Annotated in this window: 12 protein-coding genes; 11 read left to right on the top strand and 1 reads right to left on the bottom strand. The window is 39.2% G+C overall.

Translation table 11 applies throughout. From position 1 onward, the window contains the following. Positions 1 to 5 precede the first annotated feature (5 nt). Together ABD772_RS17205 and ABD772_RS17210 are read left to right on the top strand one after the other, a co-directional pair. Positions 6 to 233 (top strand): hypothetical protein, encoded by a 228-nt coding sequence (locus tag ABD772_RS17205; RefSeq protein WP_345107357.1) that lies wholly within the window; start codon positions 6 to 8, stop codon positions 231 to 233. Between the two features lie 93 nt (positions 234 to 326). Beyond that, positions 327 to 503 (top strand): hypothetical protein, encoded by a 177-nt coding sequence (locus tag ABD772_RS17210; protein ID WP_345107360.1) that lies wholly within the window; start codon positions 327 to 329, stop codon positions 501 to 503. A gap of 56 nt (positions 504 to 559) precedes the next feature. Here the strand turns inward: ABD772_RS17210 and ABD772_RS17215 are convergent, their stop codons facing one another. Next, positions 560 to 3,304 carry a carboxypeptidase regulatory-like domain-containing protein gene (locus tag ABD772_RS17215; protein ID WP_345107363.1) on the bottom strand — a complete coding sequence of 915 codons (2,745 nt, stop codon included), beginning with the start codon at positions 3,302 to 3,304 and terminating at the stop codon, positions 560 to 562. A gap of 843 nt (positions 3,305 to 4,147) precedes the next feature. Here ABD772_RS17215 and ABD772_RS17220 point away from each other — a divergent pair. The 9 genes from ABD772_RS17220 (at position 4,148) to ABD772_RS17260 (ending at position 20,625) form a co-directional block, all read left to right on the top strand. Further along, a complete protein-coding gene (locus ABD772_RS17220) occupies positions 4,148 to 7,177 on the top strand; it encodes a SusC/RagA family TonB-linked outer membrane protein (RefSeq protein ID WP_345107367.1) in 3,030 nt (1,009 codons plus the stop codon). A 49-nt stretch (positions 7,178 to 7,226) separates the two neighbouring features. Further along, positions 7,227 to 8,822, top strand: coding sequence for a RagB/SusD family nutrient uptake outer membrane protein (locus tag ABD772_RS17225; RefSeq protein WP_345107370.1), 1,596 nt, complete (start codon positions 7,227 to 7,229; stop codon positions 8,820 to 8,822). A 21-nt stretch (positions 8,823 to 8,843) separates the two neighbouring features. After that, positions 8,844 to 10,124, top strand: a complete 1,281-nt coding sequence (locus ABD772_RS17230; protein ID WP_345107372.1) for a hypothetical protein — start codon at positions 8,844 to 8,846, stop codon at positions 10,122 to 10,124. Between the two features lie 5 nt (positions 10,125 to 10,129). Next, positions 10,130 to 11,320, top strand: coding sequence for a DUF5007 domain-containing protein (locus ABD772_RS17235; RefSeq protein ID WP_345107374.1), 1,191 nt, complete (start codon positions 10,130 to 10,132; stop codon positions 11,318 to 11,320). 27 nt (positions 11,321 to 11,347) lie between these two features. Beyond that, complete coding sequence (locus ABD772_RS17240) at positions 11,348 to 14,512, top strand: SusC/RagA family TonB-linked outer membrane protein (protein ID WP_345107377.1); 3,165 nt, start codon at positions 11,348 to 11,350, stop codon at positions 14,510 to 14,512. Between the two features lie 22 nt (positions 14,513 to 14,534). Beyond that, positions 14,535 to 16,163 carry a RagB/SusD family nutrient uptake outer membrane protein gene (locus ABD772_RS17245; RefSeq protein WP_345107380.1) on the top strand — a complete coding sequence of 543 codons (1,629 nt, stop codon included), beginning with the start codon at positions 14,535 to 14,537 and terminating at the stop codon, positions 16,161 to 16,163. 13 nt (positions 16,164 to 16,176) lie between these two features. Further along, positions 16,177 to 16,989: a fasciclin domain-containing protein gene (locus ABD772_RS17250; RefSeq protein ID WP_345107383.1), complete on the top strand. Its 813-nt coding sequence runs from the start codon at positions 16,177 to 16,179 to the stop codon at positions 16,987 to 16,989. Positions 16,990 to 17,043: 54 nt separating this feature from the next. Further along, a complete protein-coding gene (locus tag ABD772_RS17255; protein ID WP_345107386.1) occupies positions 17,044 to 18,666 on the top strand; it encodes a DUF5008 domain-containing protein in 1,623 nt (540 codons plus the stop codon). A 105-nt stretch (positions 18,667 to 18,771) separates the two neighbouring features. Next, positions 18,772 to 20,625 carry a DUF4983 domain-containing protein gene (locus ABD772_RS17260; protein ID WP_345107389.1) on the top strand — a complete coding sequence of 618 codons (1,854 nt, stop codon included), beginning with the start codon at positions 18,772 to 18,774 and terminating at the stop codon, positions 20,623 to 20,625. The last annotated feature ends 31 nt before the right edge of the window (positions 20,626 to 20,656 follow it).

Here is a 20,656-nt window from a genome sequence, read left to right on the forward strand (position 1 = left end):
GGTACATGAAAGTATTAGTTTTTGGCCCGTCGGGTGCGGGTAAAACGTACGTGGCTAAAGCTTTGCAACGATCTGGAATAAATGCCTTTGATGATGCCGATATTGAAGGGCTATCTAACTGGTATGATCAGGATGGGTGCAAGGTAGCCGAGCCCGCTATCGCCAATGAAGTTATAAAAAATCGTTATGCTTTTTTATGGAGTAAAAGGGCTATGGCCAGGTTTATCCATTAGTATGATGATGTCTATGTTTTTGGTGGCTCTGGGAATGTATGGAGTGTATTTGATTTGTTTGACAGGGTTTATTTCCTCAGGATTGACGCTGAATTGCAAAAGAAACGCTTAACGAGTCCCGACAGGCCTACACCACTAATGGATGTAAATGATGATGGTTTTATAACGTGGGGAGATTGGTTTGAACAAATGGCTAAAGAGAAGAACATTCCCTTTATTGAGGCAGACCAGACCCCGGAGCAGATATTTCGGATCATCAGTCATAAATAATGATAAAAAAAGCCATGGGACAGTCCCACGGCTTTTTTTTCTTCTTGATATTACCGCTATTTTACTGTATAGCGATAAACCTGGCGGCCGAGTTCTCCGGCTGCGTCAATACCCTCAATGATGACTTTATAAGTGCCTGGGCCGTCAGCATTATAGAAACTGAATGAAGTTTGGCCTTGCTCATCAGTTTTTAAATAAGGGTTCCAGTACACCGTTGTACGCAGGTCGGACTCTTTGTCGTTAATACCCGGTTTATATTTAGGTGAATAAAAATCACGGACTTTATTATACCCTTTAGGCGTAATATTGACAATGCTTGGGTTATATGTTTTACGTGATGTACCCAGCTTGGTTAAAATCAAAACATATCCTGCGTCATTATTTCCCAATGAATTGCGGGCAGCTACGTTGTGTCTTACAACCTCTATTTTAGCAACGTCCTGCGGCGGCACACTGCTATCCAAAATGTCGGCGATCTCATCAGCGTTAGTAATCATCTGCCCGTTGAGAATTAAACTGAGATCTTTTTTTAATACCATATCATACAATTCGCTGCCATTTTTGCCCTGCTGAATCATTACTCCCTGAATGCGGGCTTGTAAACACATTGCCAGGGTTATGCAACTCTCGGCTTCATCTTCAGGAAATGTAATGATCTGATCAGCAGATTGTTCATCCATTAGTTTAAACATCCCCTGGGGCGCTACATTGGAATTTTGCCTGGCCCGAAACGCGGTAATTCTCACTTCTCTTAAACGTCTCACTTTATCCATCTGTCCGGTCTTTTCATAAAAATCGTCCTGCTTTTTGGCGGTTTCTAAATAGTCTTTTAACGTGGCATTTATATTTGTAGTAATGTCGGCCAAATTCTTGTTTTTACTCACGCGCATTCTTGGAAGTGTATCAAGCGTTATGATAGTTTTATCGCTTTTATTCAATCTGGCTTGAACAGCAAATTTGATGCTGTCTTTTACAACGATGTTTTCAAACTTAAATCTTCCATTTGCATCTGATGTAGTAGTTTGGGCGATATTGGCTCTTAGGGACACTAAGGTCACTTCGGCTCCAGGTAAAGGTTTTTTACCGAGTGTATAAACCGTTCCGGATATTTTAGTGCCAAGTTTTTCAGCCTCAAAAGCCGGTTGCTTATCGGCTCCGCCGAGTATTTCTTTCCATGTAAATCGGCGATATCCTTGAGTAAGCATTAAGTTATCTAACGCCTTATCTACATCGTCGTCTGATTTGGCAAAATAATAATTGGGCTTTTCTATATATCCCTTTAGATCAGACGATAGGAGCATGTTTGAATAGATGGTGGTTTCTGCGTTCTCATCAAACGGTACACGGGTCTCATCAACTACTGATACAGAGAAGTTGCCCCCCAGCGGGGCTTTTCCCTTGCTATCTTGCACGTTCAGATTTATAGTTATGGGCTCTTTGCTTTTATACGTACTTTTCGCCGACTTTAGGTTTACTTTCATCATATCATCGCTTTTAATGAAAGCTATACGCTCATTTAAAGGCTCGCCTGTAGCGGTAAAAATGGTAAATTGAGCAATGCCCGTTGGGAAAAGCTTTTTTTCCAGCCAAATTGAATTGATGGCACGTGTGATTTTGATCGGTGAAGCTACAATCACCTCGCCGTTGGTTTGCCCGATAAAATTAAGCGTCGGCGCGGAAGCCAGCTGATTAGCCGATGCGTAGATTCTGACCAGTATACTGTCTTTGTTAGGTTGAGATACGCCTAGAATAAAACCATCATTAACTGCATCAGGCAAGGGTGCATTTTTAGTAGTAGCATCTGCGAAAGCAATTACAGCGGTGTAATGTTTTCCAGCCTCGGGCCGGATGATAAAACTGCCCATGCCTGCATGTGTTGATTCAAACTGAGCTACCTCATTATTCGAGTCGTCAACTATCTTGCCTTTTACGTCGGTGCCTAATCCGTCTACGCCAACGGCTTTAAAAGCAACGCGGCACGGTATACCATTAACCATATTGCCACTTTCGGGAAAGAACTGCACATCACTTTGTGACAATATTGCTTTTATAGGGAAATCTCGTACAATAGATGTGTTTTTTTTATTTTCTACGATAGTGCGGATATAAGCACCAGCCAGGCTTGCCTTTTTGTCGTTGTCTATATTGATCAGCAAATTGCCCAATGCGTCAGTTTGAGCAATCTTAGTATCAACTACCTCTTTATTAATAACTACCTGGTATTTAACTTTTTTATCTGCAAATGCCCTCCCTGCCTCATCTGTATAAGTCAGCAATGCCGCTAATGTCATTTTATTATTAACTGTTTTATATTGATAATTCGCTTTGGTGATTACATTGTCGTTATCCAGATCGCCAACGGTGAAGGTTTTATCAAAAAAGTAATCATCACCGGCATTACGCATCCATTGTGTGTACGCACGTATACGATAGTTACCTGGCATAAGGTCGTCGCCTAAAACAAAGTCTCCTATTACCATTCCAGTTGTAACGGGTAACTTTAGGGTACGTACCAGCGAGTCGTTCTGGGTGATAAGGTCAACATACAAAGCATGGCTTAAAGCAGATAGCTGGTGCCTGCTGCCGACGGTTACATAGCCTTTAAACCAAATAGTATCGCCTACAGCATAATATGGTTTATCTGTATGCAGGTAAACTTTTTCTTGCGGATTGGCATCTGACCACTTTTGCAATGCTGCAACTAGTTTGTCTATGGGGTCATCAGCCTTTGGAACAAAAGAAAACAACAGAATAGCTGAACATAACAGTCCCAGTTTAATAAGAAGTTTTTTTGATATCATTATATATTGTGGTTAGGTTTATTTATTGCGGAAAGTTAATATAAAAAGCCTGACTTTTTAGCAACTTATTTTGTTACCGAAGAAAATAAGGCGAATGATAAGTTAATGCTGGTATGAAAATGACACAATATAATACCTAGATGCATATAAAGCTGACTTTCAGATGCTTGGATAGACGCTGCAATTGTTTAAACGACTAATGATAATAGAGTTTATACTTATTAACAAAATATCTAATATAATAATCGGCACAGGTAATAAAATGTGGAAAATCTTTGCCAAACAATAGCATTTTTGCGCAAAGACAACCGTTTATTTGCCGAGTTTTTAGGCTAGTTTTGTGCTCAAAATCACGCTTTTAGGTAATAAATTAGCTCTTTTATAAGCTTTGTCCTAAAAAATCAGAATATTTTAAAATTAATTTTGAACATATTAAATTATTATTGTATCATTGTCAAAGTGAATAGTCACCCACAGCAGGATTTGGGGCTTTTCGCGACCAATTATAATAACCAATTTTAATTATTACCCTAACAATCGATTTATTTACTATTATAAACCAGCTATGATCAAAATTTTACAAAAACCCCTTGGAGCAAATCCTTCCGGCGCTGCTTACCATTATTTTCTGAATAATCAACTGACGTGTGTCTGTGTTGATTTTTCAGGGAAATTTTGATGGGCCCTGGCGAACCAGACGATTTTATCGGTATTTCAATATTCGCGCTACGATATTAACCCTTAAAGAAGGTTGATGGTCAAGGCGTTGATATTAAATATATTCCATTACAACAATCAATTAATAACCAGTTTTTTTAATCAGTTAATACTTAATTATCTGTTATGCGCATTATTGCAATTATAACTTTCCTGGGTGTGTTATGTACAACAACGTACTCCTTTGGCGATCCGGCCATGCCTGCACGTGTCTCAAATCACACCAAAACAAAAGGGGGTATCCATCTAAGGGGTGCCGCCAGAGTGGGACGCGATACTACTCGTAAAGATACGACAACGATGGATTCGAATGTGGCCATTAAGCCGCCAAAGAATGCTATTGGAAGAAGGCTTGAGTCTAAAACGAATGAGCTAGATCCCGTATCGCTGTCTACATTCCCTGCAATTTCTTTGCAGCAGTATTTAAAAGGTAATGCTGCGGGTGTATATGTTAATGAACCAAGCGGCGAGCCGGGAACCATTCAAAACATGTTTATCCATGGCACTTCGCAGCCCTTACTGTCTGCGCGTGAAACTTACCAGACACAGCCTCTTGTTGTGCTTGATGGTGTTCAATTAGTTGGTGACCACCCTTATGCATTTGATATTCAGCAATACAAGTATGACAGGATTGGTCCTGCTACTAATCTGCTGTCTATCATCAATATGCCGAACATTGAGTCAATCAGGGTATTGAAAGGTATAGACGCAACCGCAATTTACGGCCCTAAAGGTGCAAATGGTGTTATCCTTATCACCAGCAAGGGAGCTTCTCTTAAAAGAAGAATCACTTTTGATAGTTATGCTGGTGTAGCAACTCCTCATGCTGTTACTACCGTTAACGGTGCTTTTGAAAATGCTTTTAGACAGCAGTTTTATAAGAAATATGCTGCTAACGGAGCTTTCTCACCTGATGACAGTTATCCACTGTTTTTGAGCGACTCGTTAAATAACGCTTTTTATGGCCCTTCTAACTGGAATGACCTTTACTACAAAAGCACGGGCATTTACAGTGTAAACGCTAGCATCAGTGGTGGCGACGAAAGAGCAAACTTCAACTTCCAGTTAGGTGATACCAAAAGCGGGGGTGCTGCAGACAATACCAGCCTTGACCGTTATAATGCGCGTTTCTTGTTAAATATGAAACCATTAGACTGGTTTACTTTTAGCTCTGTAGTTAACGCGAATCATATACTACGCAGTCGGAACAAAAATATCCGTGACAGGCTTGCCCAGGTTAATTATATACCAGACTTGAGTACGCCAATAGCTCCAAACAAAGCTAACTATGCTAACTACTTAGCCCAGTTTGATGATGGTTTTGACAATAATACAACCAACGTTGTAAACGGTTATGCTAAGTTTGCAATAGACTTGGGTAAATTCAAGTTTGTAACTACTTACAATATAGATTATAACGAAGGTTACCGCGATATTTTCTATCCAAGAACTTTACTGCAAACAACAAACTACGCGTCTAACTATTTTGGTTACAATGATCGTACAACAATCGACAACGTAGCTACTTATGAGTACGCACCAAACGATGATAATAAATTTGAGTTCACTGCTGGTAATATGTTCCAGTATGACTTCTCAAGATATACGTATGCTTATGCATATAAAGGAAGTAACGACTTTATCAAGTTAAACTTGTTAAACTCGGACCCAAATAGAGATGACTATCTTACCCCAACCGTATTCCAGAGCCAATTGGTTTACAAATTTTTGGATCATACCAGAAACAACCAACTTGCATTTTATGGTAAAGTTGATTATTTGCTGAAAAACAAATATACTTTCTCAGTAACATTGAGGGCTGATGGTGCTTCAACTCAACAGCCTACTAACCGCTGGTATTATTCACCAGTTATAGGTGCAGGTTGGGATTTGAAAAAAGAATTATTTGAGGATCAAAGCAGCATATCTGAGTTTAGATTACACGCCAGTGCCGGCAGAATGGGCAAATACGAGTATTTTGATAATTACTCACAGGGCCCTCAATACACCGCCTTCATCGGTTTTGCAGGCAACCTTATTACTCCTGGATATGACGGCTTGGGTACCTTAACCCGTCCGTACTCATCAGGCTATGTCCCATATAACCTTAAATGGGCATATACAGATCAGGCAAATTTAGGCCTTGACGCAACTTTCTTAAACAAACGTTTATCGGTAAGCGTAGAGGCATATTACAAACATGATAAAAACATGTTGTTAGGTGTTCCATCGGCAGCTGAATATGGTTATACCTCAATTATCCAAAACGGTATGGCTATCCGTAACACTGGTTTTGACGCTAGCATTACCGGAGTTATTTTCCCAGCTGAAAATAAATTCTCATGGACTACCAGCATCAATATGAACTTTAACCACAATGCTTTAACCGCATTGCCTGGTGGTTTAAACCAAGTTGCTATTAGTGATGCATATGGTAATGACAGATTACTTCAAGTAGGTAAATCAGTTGATAGTTACTGGTTATTGACTAACCGCGGCATTTACAATACTGACGCTGAAGTTCCGGTTGCTAGTGGTAAAGCTATGACCTATAACGGTATCGTTATGAGAACTGGTGATCCAAGATGGGCAGATATTAACGGCGATAACGAAATCACTAATGCCGACAGAACTTTAAAAGGACATGCATTACCAACTGTTGCAGGTGGTTGGTCAAATACTTTTGGTTATAAAAAATGGTCGTTAAGCTTAGATTTCTATTATAACCTGGGCCGTCAATTATTAAACCAGGATATGGCTAACAGATTTGATTTCTATAACCGCGAAGGTTTAAATAATATCAACTCGGTAAAAGAGATCACTTTCTGGGAAAAAAGAGGCGATTATTCAAAATATCCAATTTATAACCCTGCAAGTGCAGTTGCTCCATACCAGGTTAATCAAGACCTATTCTTAGAGAACGCTTCATTTATTAAACTGCGTACTTTACAGTTGGGCTATGACTTAACGAGTGTAATGAAGAAAAAATCTCCAAATGTTAACAGGTTCTATGTATACGGTAGTGTAAACAATGTGTTCACATTAACTAACTATACCGGTCAAGATCCTGAGTTGGTAGATTACACCGGTTATGATACTGGCTACGGAATACGAATCCCTAGAATATATACATTGGGAGTTAAGGTAGATTTTTAATTCATAGTCGTAGACAAATAATATTGAATACCGTTAAAACAGAGATGAAATGAAAAAAATAATTTTGCTGAGTCTTATCTGTCTTACTGTTATCGCAAATAGCTGTAAGAAGACATTAGATGTGACCTCATCACGTGTTGTAAGTGAGACCAATTATTGGAATACATTAGAGGATGCCCGCGCTGGTATCATGGGTGTATACGGGTTAACCAGAGCAGCACTTGCAGAAAATAATGGTCATTGGATATATGGTGATGTACGCATGGGTAATTTTGCGAGCCCTATCCGTCAGGATTTGAAAGCAGTTATCGCCAATAACCTGAATGCGTCTTATCCGTTATTGAATAATTTATCAAACTGGAGAAGATTCTACGCTGTAGTTAATGCTGCTAATACATTTTTAGAACGTATACCTGAGGTTAAAGCTAAAGACCTTAGATATACCGCAAATAACATGACTGTAGACATTGCCCAGGTTCGGTTTTTAAGAGCTTTTGCATACTTCTATATGGCAAGAATCTGGGGTGATGTTCCATTGATCCTAACTTCACGTGATGGAAGCTTTGAAAACCGTCCACGGACTGACCAAAACGCTGTCCTAACTTTTGTTCAATCAGAAATGGAAGCTGCTGCACTTGATTTGCCATATTATTACAGCAATAACGATTTGCAACAGCCCGGCTTATACTACAATCAAGACAGAAACAGATGGAGCGGAGCCTTAATTACTAAATTAGGAGCTTACGCAATGTTAGGTCATGTTGCTGCTTGGCAAGGTAAGTATGTCGACGTTGTTAGATACACTAAGAAAGTGTTAACAGAGTACAATACTAAATATGACATGTCATATACTAACACGGCGACGTTATGTGCTCCTAATGGTTTGTTTTATACAAATACAAACAGCACTAACGATAACCAGCTATTTGCGCTTAGTTTCACTTGGAATAATCAGGATGCTTCCTTTACCGGCAACATTGAGTCGTTGACTTTAGCTCAGCCGGTAGTTAACAAAAACGTACCTGATATTTATGTACCAAAGGATTCAATCTTATCTATCTTTAAAGAAACGAACGATGCCCGTTTCAATATTGATACTACCGGTACTGTCCACTCAGACGCGCTAACCGGTACTACAAAAGGTTACTTCGCCAATTTTCTTGGTAAGTACCCGATCTTTGCTAAAATAAGGGTTATTCAGGGTGGAGCAAGCGATCCTGCTTCTTCTTCATTCAGAATATTTTCAAGCGCTATTTTATTAACGCGTTTGGAAGATGTTACCTTATTACGTGCTGAGGCATATGCCGTATTAGGCGAAAATACCTTAGCAACAACCGATTTAAACAGAATAAGACAATTAAGATATAATGTTGACCAACAAGGTTTGACCAATAGCAGTGCATCTGACTATGTGGCTTATAACCCAAATGTTCACGGAAGCTTAATAGAGGCTATTTTTAAAGAACGCCAAAAAGAATTTATGGGTGAAGGCGACCACTGGTATGATAAGATCAGATATGAGAAGATCAAGCAGAATAATCCGCAGTTTATGCAACTGATCAATTCAGGTGGTATATTCTGGCCTATATCTCGCGACATACTTGCGCAGAATTCTTTGTTAACACAAAATTCATATTGGAAGTAATAACAGAAAGAGCATAGAGACATGAAAAGATCAATTTTATTCGGAAAATATTTAGTAGCAATTGTTTTTGCTGCGACAATATTTCAAACTGGATGTAAACCTGAAAAGGGTATGCATGATGCAGTACCGGTTGTAAATACCACCAACTTAACTACTTATGAATACCTGAAAAGTAAAACGGGGGTTTACGATTCATTGCTAATGCTTGTTAACAAGTTTGCAGGGATGAAACAAATATTAACTGACAGTACAGTTACCTTATTTGCTCCGTCAAATTCAAGCTTCCAGATAGCAGTGCAAACCTTAAACGATTTGCGCAAATCTCGCGGGCAAGGTCCGGTTTATCTAAGCCAATTGGCCGCAGGTACAACTGGCGTGGTAGGGTCTAAGAATATCGAAAAAGCAAAACGTGATAGTGCTGCGTTAGACACATTAGTTTCAATGTATATTATCAGAAATGAATATAGAGCTAGTGATTTCGCGATAGGTGATGGACAAACTGTAAACAGTGTGCGTGGTGGTTTTCCGATGCATGGGCAGCGTATTTTTGCTGATGCAGAAGGTTTCCAGAACGGAGGTGTTGAGGCAATTGAATATTCTGACACTAAAAGAAGTTTATTTGTTGCTAAATGGTCTAAAACCCAAACAACATCAGTTAACATCAAAACAAAGAATGGCATTGTACACTTGTTGAAACCAGATCATACTTTTGGATTCGACGAGTATGTAGCAAGAATGACTCTTGTGCCACCTCCGCCGGTTGCCTGGAATTTGTCGACAGACTTATTGTTTCCATACTGGCCAACTGCTTCACAATATTATGATGGTCAGGTGTCTGCAGGTGAGACTTTCAAAAAAGCTCTTGACGGTTCTGTGTTAACCAAGTTTATTTCAAACGTTAATGCTGGTAGTAACTACTACCCAAGTTTATATTGGATTCCTGCGCATCCGGCAGTAGCTAATGCTTATACCATGACAACAGCGAACGACTCTAAACTTTACCGAGATCGTGACCCTAGAGCATTTAAGATAGAAGCGACTTTAGATCCTAACCCATGGGTATTATTGACAAATCCATTATTTAATGATAAATATGGACCAAATCCAAATGCTGTTTGGGTACAATTAGATGTTCGTCAAGACCAGGATTGGACTACCAATTATCAACAAAAAAGATTTGATTTCACTAATAACGTGGCTTATACAGGTTACCGTCTGGTGATATTACAAGTAGGTACAGGTAGCTCAAGTCAGACGCTGTTCCAGATATCTGAATGGACAATGAACTTACGGTCTAATTAATCAAGATGAAGAAAAAGTTTAAAGTAAACAACGTTATGCAAAACACAATAAAATATAAAGCTTTTGTATTGTTAGCAGCTGTAGTTGCTTTTTCTGGAGGATGTAGAAAACTGTACAACCTTCCGGACGAGAAAAATTACCTGAGTACACAGGCTGATTATACCACTAAGTCATTTACACCCACATTAGGAAGGACCACTGTATTGGGTGGTGGAAATATATTTAACTCGGACAACTCGAGCTTCCCGATAACTTTCACGATTAAAAATCCGAGATTCGGGGATGGCCGTGACGCGAGCGATATGCTTGCTGTAAAACCTACCTTAGTTTGGACACAGGAGTATACCGGTAAAGAAACCAGCCTGGCTCAAATAGAAGCTAAAAGACATCTGGAAAATCACCCGATGTTAGAGGTTAGGGGTAACGGTGACCTGGTACTTTGGTATACAGCTAACAGGAACAATATCAAACCGTCCGACTCGGTAGTTTATCCGCAAGATCAAAGATTCTTTGATATTAAGATAACCAATAGTGGTGGTACAAGAACAATCACTAACTTGACACTCACTCCGGGAGTTGACCAGCCTTATTATCCGGTGGCCGATTATAATACTATTACCGGTGAGCGTAACACAACTACTCCGGGAGGTCATATACTTACCTATAACTATCCGGATGCGTTATACAACATTAAAGGCGAAACAACCAACCAATATATGACCGACCCGAGAAACCAGAACACAGGTTTGGTTTATTTATATATTAGGAAATTTGTTGACAAACCAGGTGATCCGACCAACGATGCAGCTAAAGGCCACAGGTTGCGGATCAAGGTTTTAAATAAAGATTCGGTAGCGATCAGCCCAACCAAATTCAACCTGACTAAATGGCAGGATCAGATTCATGGATTTAAGAAAGATGGTACACCTGGTGGGGATGTTTACCCGGAATATGTAGAATACAACGTCGCATATCCAATACCGTTGGCAAAAATCCCGACCAAGTTTACAGCGGGTGGTGTTACTAACTTAACCGGCGGCGATATGGCTCAAATTAATTTGACTTACAGTCGTGTAGCTTCTGGTAACATAACATTAGTGGGAGGTATTACCCAGAATTTCAGAATTTTTGAACAGGGTGATTGGGAAATCGTATTCCACTTTAAAACAGTTAACCCTAAGTTTGACAATGATTAGAACCCTAATGACTAAAACTAATATACAATGAGAAAACAAATTATTTGGCCGTTCATCTTTTTCTGTTGCTTATTTCTTTGCCAGAATCTGATAGCACAAACTAGAAAGGTAACGGTGAAAGGTACCGTTACGGATAAGGCAACCAAAGAGCCAATGACAGGTGCTACGGTATCTGTAGGCGGCAAGGGTATAGCACAAGTTGATTTAGATGGTAAATATTCTGTAGTTGTTGATGATGGGGCAACACTAACATTTTCTATCGTAGGTTATGCAGCACAAACCATTAAGTTAAAACCTGGTCAGGTGCTGTTAAATATTACTTTGGAAACCGATACAAGAATAACCAACGACGTCGTAATCCGTGGTTACGTAAAACGTACACGTGACCAAACAACTGGTTCTTCTTATATCATTACCGGTAAAGAAGTTCAGGATAACCCGGTAGGTAACGTTGAGGAATTGTTACAAGGTAAAGTTGCGGGTTTGAATATTCAAAATAACACAGGTGCTCCTGGTTTACGTGGTTCAGTTAATATTCGTGGTTTATCTACGATTTCTACTACAGGTAGCGGTGATAACACCTTCTTGCAACCAACGTCACCATTATATATTATTGATGGTATTCCGTTGACAGCTGATCAGGCATCACAGTATGGTTTCGATCAACAAGGCTCAGGTGTAAGCCCATTGTCATTGATTGCTCAAGAAGATATACAGAGCATGGAGGTGTTAAAGGACGCAACAGCTACGGCATTATATGGTTCAAGGGGTGCTTATGGTGTAATTTTGATTACCACCATAAGGGGTAGATCTAAAATACCGCAAGTAAAATTGACTTCAAATTTTACCGTATCAAAAGTGCCTAAACTGCGTTCAACCTTAGGTGGTGATTCAGAACGTGCATTTAGAATTGCTCAAATCAATCAATATGCTATAAATAATGATAGATATCAACTAACTAATACTCCATTTCTTGCAGATAGTTTGAATGCTTTTTATAACAACTCAACTAATTGGCAATCTATTTTTTATTCAGATCAGTTTAACACAACCCAAAACGTTGAGTTAGATGGTGGTGATGATAAATTCAATTATAAGGCCAATTTAAAGTATTTTTCAAGAACCGGTATCGTACAAAATACAGGGTTTGAAAATTACAGTTTGGATATGAATATGCAGTTTAAACCGACTACGAAATTAGGTTTCTTTGGTTCGGTTAGAGCGTCATTGGGTAAGATCAGAACAGGTAGTGGTACCGGCGTGTTGCAAAATATAGTTGCAAATAGCGTAAATAACTCTTCGTTAAGCCCGGGCCCCTCATTCTTATTGGCTACCAGCGATGTATTAAGCACCTTAGATGTTAGACAAAGCGCAGGCCCTAAAGAGATTTTTGTAAACATGAACGCTAACTACGAGTTAGTCCCAGGCTTGCAATTACAAACATCTGGTAGTTATGATTATACAATAGATAATACAGATAAATTTTTGCCTGCTGCTGCAAATGCACAGTATGCGCAAATAGATAATGAGTATCAAACTACTGCTGTATTATATAACCGTAATAATATTTCTTATACCAAATCGCTTGGTCAACACAACTTGTTCCTTAACGTATTTGATGAGGTTTATATAACTAATTTCCAAGCTAATTATACTCGTATCTATGGTACTCCGAATGACCAGTATGAGGGGCCTACAGGATACGATGGTAAACTGACAAAAGGTGGCGGGGTATTAAATACTTTCCAAAATTTAAGGACAGCTGCGCTTGCTGCTGCGTTTACCTACGACTATAAGAAGAAATATATCCTTGATATTACCTATCGTTTAGATGGTTCTTCAGCTAACGGTCCGGCAGATCCATATACTAAAGATCCTTCTGCTGGTTTTAAATGGAATATCACTAAAGAAGATTGGATTGCCAACAAAACATCTAAATGGTTAGATTATGCTGACTTAAGGTTAACTGCGGGTCTGAACATTTATCCGGTTGGAGCTTTACAGGATATTTATGGTAAATATAATCCAAATGGTTTCTACAATAACCTTCCTCGTGTAGGTATTGACTTTGGCCAAATTCCAAATCCTTATTTGAAATCGAAAAACGTAACTCAATACAACCTTGGTTTTGATGCAGGTATGTTTAACGGCAAGTTGGATTTGATCTTCGATACCTATTATAGAGCGGTATCTCAGGATTTGTTCACAAGCCAGTTACCTAACGTTTTAGGTTTCGGTACTTACGTAAGTAATGATGCGGCATTGACTAACTATGGTTATGAGTTGTCATTGACTATTCGCCCTTTACGTAAGAGCAGTAAACTACAATGGACCTTAATGTTGAACTATGACGTGTTGGTGAAATTGCCGCCTCAGTATAATGGTCAATACATTGATATTAACACAAGCCAGAATAACGCGCTATTTATCAGCGGCCAATATCTTGCAAAACGCGTAGGTAGAAACTCATTATCTAACTATTTGTTTACTAATAATGGTGTCTACGCAACTACGGCTGATGTACCAGTAGATCCGGTTACAGGTTTAAGATTAAGAAACGGAAATAGTAATCAAGGTCCGCGATATTCTTACCAAGGTGGTGATGCCAGGTTAGTTGACTATAACCATGATTATGTAATCGATGCGAGAGACAGACAAGTTAGCGGTAACACTCAACCATTATTAACAGGTGGTGTTAGCAACACAATTAGTTATGGACAGTTCTCGTTAAATATTTATTCATCTTATACAGCTGTAAGGTCGGTTATAAATGCTTCATTAGCTCAACGGTTATTACAATTGAGTAACCCATACGGTACAACTGCGGTTCCTACAGCTAATGATCTAAATATCTGGCGTGGAACAGGCGACGCGAGTGCCAGATATGCTAATGTTTATAACTACGCACATGAGTCGTATATGAACAACTTTAGATCTGAACAAACATTGTTTCAGGAAAATGGTAGCTATTTTAAAATCAACCAAGTTACATTAGCTTACGTATTACCTAAAAACTTTGTTAAGCGTATTGGCCTTAATACCGTAAGAACCTATGTGTCAGCATCTAATATGGCAGTATTTTCACCATATTCAGGCCCTAACGTTGAAAACGTGAATGCTTTAGGTAAAGACGTTAATGGAGCATATCCAAACCCACGTACCTATACTTTTGGATTTAACGTTACATTTTAATTCAAATTAGAGAAGATAAGATATGAAAAAGATTGTTATTGGCTTATTGATGGTGATGATTGCATCTCAATATAGCTGTAAGAAATTCCTTGACATCACGCCTATTGATAAGCTTACTGGTAACAATTATTACCAGTCGGCTAATGATGTCGAGACAAATATAACCGACATGTACGGTTCGCTATTTGATAAATATGCGCAAACTAATACTGCCGGCGCAACAGGCGAATTCCGCTCAGGCGAGGTGATTCCGTCGAGCAATACTGTAGGTACCAGACAATTAAGGTTAGACGTTGGACAGCTTGGTGGCCATACCAGATTAGTTGCTTTCTCTGGTACAACAACCGGTTTTCAAACTATTCCGTCAACTGCAGTAAATGATCGTTTTTTGCTTAATGCGTTGCAACCGAGTTATAATGGTGTAACCAATCAATACAAATTTAATAACCTTACTACTTGGAATGAATACTACAAAGTAATTCAGCAAGCCAATATATTAGTGAGCAAGTTAAATGACGGTATCCCAGGTGTAAACGCTGAGCAAACTAAAGCGTATATTGAAGAAGCCAAATTCATACGTTGTTATTGCTACTTCTTCATGGTGAGATTATATGGGGATGTGGCATACTATACAACACCTTACCAAAAAGATCCTCTTCCAAGAGAAAATATGGTTTCTGTTGTTAATAAGTGTATAGGTGATTTAGTTTCAGGTAAGGCTGATTTGCCATGGGCTGTAACCAACCCGTCTTTAAGAGGTGTTCGTGCATCAAGAGGCGCAGTTTACGGCTTATTGATGAATATGTATATGTGGAACGCTGGGTTCGATCCATCTAACAAATTGAAATATTATCAAGCTACTGAGGATCTGGGTAAAGAATTAGAAGCTAGTAATGCTTTCCGCTTGCTTCCAGAAGCTGAGTGGAATACCGTAACTAAAGGTCGCTCAGAAGAAAGTTTATTCGAGTTGTATACTACTGTTAACTATAACGGTAGCCAGGTATTCTCTTACGCTCCTTTTGGGGAAAGCTTTATTCACTTCCCATACAGATTGCCAGAATACGACTGGCGTACAAGCCCATGTGTATTTACCGCTGCTTATATGCAGAAACTTTACCCAGATGCACAAGATCACAGGTTGAATGTTTGGTTTGATGATCCATTTAATCAAAATGCCGAGACATTCCAAATGAAAAAGTTCGCAGGTAATACGTTTCTTGACTCAACTAATCCGTTAAACAACGCTATACCTGATGCTACATTCTTGATTATGCGATATGCTGATGCGATACTATTGCATGCTGAGGCGTCTGCTGAACTTGGACACGCGGAGGCTGTTAGTGAGTTAAATATTGTTAGAGGTAGATGGTCAGCAACGCTATATCCTTCTGCTGTAGGCGATGACGATAGCCCTAAAGGTTTAAAAGATGCCATTTTCTGGGAACGTGCTAAAGAGTTAATGGGTGAAGGTTCTCATTATTTCGATTTGGTTCGTACTAAAAGAATTATGAGCAAGCAATATACAGATAACCCGCTTACTCAAGATAAATTTTCAAGAGGTGGCTGGACATGGCCAATTGACCAATCTGCTTTAACTAACAATCCGTATATGACATTGAATGCATATTGGAGAGGAACTGGTATCGAATAATTTAATTATGCGCATGAAAACTATTATTAGAAAATACATTGTACCGATAGTTTGTTCAGCGATGCTGATCGTAACGGTATCATCTTGTTCAAAAGATAAGTATTATAAAGACGGCGGGCTTGCAAACCCTAACTTTAATGGAACAATGCTTCAATATCTGCAATCAAAGCCGCAGTTTGATACCATTGCTCAAATTGTAAAGTTAGCGGGTATGGAAGACGTATTTTCCAAAGAAAATATAACCTTTTTTGCACCGACAGATGAGGTTATAAGAAGAACTATCGGTTTAGTTAACAGCACAGACCAATACTTGGCATTTGGTTTAAATGAGATGCTGTTTACTTTGCATAAGGATACAATTAAACAGTTGTCAGATATTCCCGGCCCGATCTGGAAAAAATATTTGATGCGTTATATGTTTAAGGGGTCATATTATCTGAAAGATTATCCCCAGTTGGACTTTAACTTGCGTCCGTTATATCCTGGTGGCTATTATTATGGCTACAACGGGTCAGATTTGTCTAATATTGGCGTTGTATTCTATACCGCAAACACGGTGAAATATTCCGGATATCGTCAATTATGTATAACAAGTGTGACAGATCCATCAAACCCATCATATTTTTATGGTGGTGCAGCTGCCGTTGCGTCATCAGATATACATCCTACCAATGGTGTTGTACACACTTTGGCGGTTTGGTATCCGGGAGCCAGCGATCCTAAGTCGAACCCTAATACCACCGGTGAACTTAGAATGAATGAGACTATGATGGATCAGTTTGGAATGTCCTTTGACTTTTCGGATGAGGTTATTTTGAGCAGATAAGAGGAGGAAGAAGAAAGTCCTATTTTAAGATGTTTTGAAATTAAAATAAAAAATATGAAACTTAAATATACAGGTTTATTGATGATCGCTGCGGGCTTGTTTGTTAGCAGCTGTAAAAAACCACAGCAGATTTTTAACAATCCATATGCTGATGCGAAGGCTCCACTTGGGATATCAACAGACCCTCAACAAATTCCGGTACCTTCATCTGGCAGCCCCGGCACTATAGTAAGCATAGCTGCAACCGGCTTAGAAGCATACAAAGGCAAATTGGATTTCTTGTTTAACGGACAGAAGGGAACAATAAAAGAAATAACATCTACCGGTATTAAGGTGGAGGTTCCTGGCAATGCAAGCTCTGGTATTACTGCGTTTGTTGTTGATGGTCAATTGGTTTTCGGCCCGAGGTTTACAGTATTAGGGAAGGTTAATCTTGACCCTACTTATAACAACCCGACCGGAGCAACAGGAGCAAACGCTTTCGTAGTAAAAGCATTCCCGGTTCCAAATACAACTCAGATGATAATAGTCGGCAACTTTGATAACTATAATAATCAAGGCTTAGTAATTAAGACAAACCGTATTGTTAGAACATTTGCTGACGGTTCTTGGGATAGATCATTCCAGGTAGGTGCTGGTGCAAACGCTCCTATTTACGACATAGCGCAGGTTGGCCCTTATTATTATGTAGTTGGCGACTTTACTGCCTATGCACAGCAAAGCGGTAACGTTAGCCGTATAGCAAAAATTCAAACCAATGGTTTGATTGATACTATGCAGGTTACAACTTATTTGTTGAGAACCAAATACGTTCCAACATTTAACGTTGGCTTTACTGGTGGTACGGTTACACACATATATCCGGTAGGTACAAACAAAATGGTTGTCACCGGTAATTTTGAATACCTTACTACGCGTAATTATGCCGCTAACACCTATGATGCTAAAGATAGTACTGTAGTTGATAGTACGGCAGTTCGCCAGTTGGCCCGTCTTAATGATGACGGTACTTTAGATAAAACCTGGAGATTTGATGAAAACAAACCTGGTTATAAAAATCATCCTGGCGCAAGTTTATCTGGGGCAAATGGTCCTATTAACACGATAATGCACGCTGATGGTAAGATCTTGGTATATGGCCGATTTACTACTTTCGATGATGCAGCAGCTCCCGCTATGATCAGATTAAACCCTGACGGAAAAACAAGGGATAATTCCTTTAATATAGGTACGGGCCCAGATCAGCCAATCGCATTCGTTAGCTACAATGCTGTTTTAAATAAATATCTTGTTGTTGGTGCGTTTAATAATTTTAATGGCAAAGCCAGCCAATATATGGTTCGTTTAAATTATGACGGATCTATTGACGATACTTTCACGGCTAAAGTGTTTGGTGGCGGTATCCCGGTTTTTGCTAAATTGTTGGATGATGGCTTAGCAGTAATTAACGGTAGCTTCAGATCATATGATGGTGTAATACGTAATGGCTTTGCCGTACTCAATTCCACTGGTGGACTGCAAGAATTATATAATAATACTGGTAACGTAGATGGTGTAATATTAGATATTTACGAAACAAAATCGGCAGATAACAAACGAGCTTTGTTAATTATGGGATCGTTTTCATTGTTTGATAACCAGCCAAAAAATAATATTGTTAGAGTTACATTTGAATAATAATAATATTGTTACATTTGTGTTAGTAATATTAGTAAGTTATTGTGCTGCAAGAGTATAGATAACCCTTTATAAACCGAACGAACTTAATTTAGAATATAAAATATGAAAAATTTTAAAACCAAATTATTTGGTGCATCACTTTTTCTATTGGCTTTTGCTTCGTCATGTAAGCATGACTACGGCAAAATGGTACCACCACTGAAGCCAGATACAGCCAAAGTGGTGTATAAAACACCGAAGGTATTATACATTATCGCAGATGGGGCGAGAGGTGTATCAGTTAGAGACGCGAATATTCCAAATCTTAAGAGCCTGCTTCCTCATGCTATTTACAGCTGGACGTCACTGTCTGATACTATTCAGACTGACGCGTCTAACTGGGCTGATATGATTACTGGTGTTAAGAAAGAAAAACACAACGTATTAACTGAAGATTTTGCAGGTAATGCTTTGGCAAGTTATCCTCCGATATTCCAGCGGATAAAATCAGTAAGACCAAATTTCCGCACAGCAGTATTTTCAGCATCTGCTGCGTTTAAAAATAATTTGTCTACCGGCGCAGCTGTTTCAGAAGGCTTTTCAAGCGACGACGCTTTAAAAAGCCGTATGGTTGATTTCCTGAAAACAGATACTGCTCAAGTGGTGGTTGGCGAATTTGCAGGTATTGAGGCAGCAGGTAAAGCAGTAGGTTTTGATAATCAATATCCTGCCTATAAAGCAGCTATAGAGACTTTTGATACGCAAGTAGGCGCTATTTTAACTGCAATTAAATCAAGGCCAACTTATGGAAAAGAGAATTGGATGATCATAGTAACCTCTAACAGAGGTGGTGCATATACAATTCCTCTTGCTGAAGACGACAGAACAATTTTTAGTAATGCAAACTCTAATACGTTTACCATAATTGCTGCAGACACTTACAATCAAACTTTTTTAGCTAAGCCATTTTTGGGCAATCAGTATGCTGGTAAGGCTATCAGATTTATTGGTGACCCTCAAAAAGGTATAGGCCAGGTAAGTCCTGCAAAATCTACCTTCTTTAATTTTGGCGATACTTCTGGTTTTACAATCTCTGTTAAAGTTAAAAAACACAAGAATCCGATTAACGTGTCGCGTGGCGATTATTACTATCAATGGCCTGCATTTGTAGGTAAAAAAGGTACAAGTCTTACCAATTCGACTCCTGCGACTGGTTGGGGTAACGATAACGGTCCCGGTTGGGATTTTGCCTTGTTCCAAAATGGATGGAGATTCTTTTTATCTGGTGTAGGTAGTTTTAAAGGTGGTAAAGAGATGGCAGGGCTTAACTTTACTGGTGACACCTGGCATGATTTGACTGCTGTGGTTGAAAGAAAGCCGGATGGCAGTAAAGTAGTAAGGGTATATACAGACGGTGTCATGGCTTTTGGCAACAACAATGGGAGCGGCGCTATAACCACGGGTCCTTATTCAACGACGCCATACACTTTAGCTACAACCGGCACAGATGTTAATCTGGATAACGCCTCACCGTTGCGTATAGGCTATGTTCCTGGCCAGATGGATGGCGATAACACATTACATACATTTGGTAAAATTGACGTAGAACTTAAGGAGTTAAAAATCTTTAAAACCGCAATACCTGATGCTATCGTTAAAGAATATGCTTGCGACCAATCTATCGACCAAAGCCATCCATACTACGCTTACTTAATTGGATATTGGCCAATGGATGAAGGTTCTGGTACTACCATCGCTGATAAAGGCCCTCTTGCTGCTGACTTTACTTTAAGTCAAGCTCAAGCAGGTGGTTATTCATGGCAAACGTTCTCAGATTTGATCTGTTCGCCTGTTTCAAGTAACCTGGCGTTATTAGTTCCTAAAAACTCTGACATCCCTACCCAAATTTTGAGCTGGTTGAATATCCCTCGCCAGTCTGCATGGGGCTTAGATGGCAAAGTTTGGATTACAAACTAAAGAAAAGATAAGCAAGAGTTGGAATGTGATG

It is taken from the genome of Mucilaginibacter panaciglaebae, assembly GCF_039539265.1.
In the GTDB taxonomy this organism is placed as follows: Bacteria; Bacteroidota; Bacteroidia; order Sphingobacteriales; family Sphingobacteriaceae; genus Mucilaginibacter; species Mucilaginibacter panaciglaebae.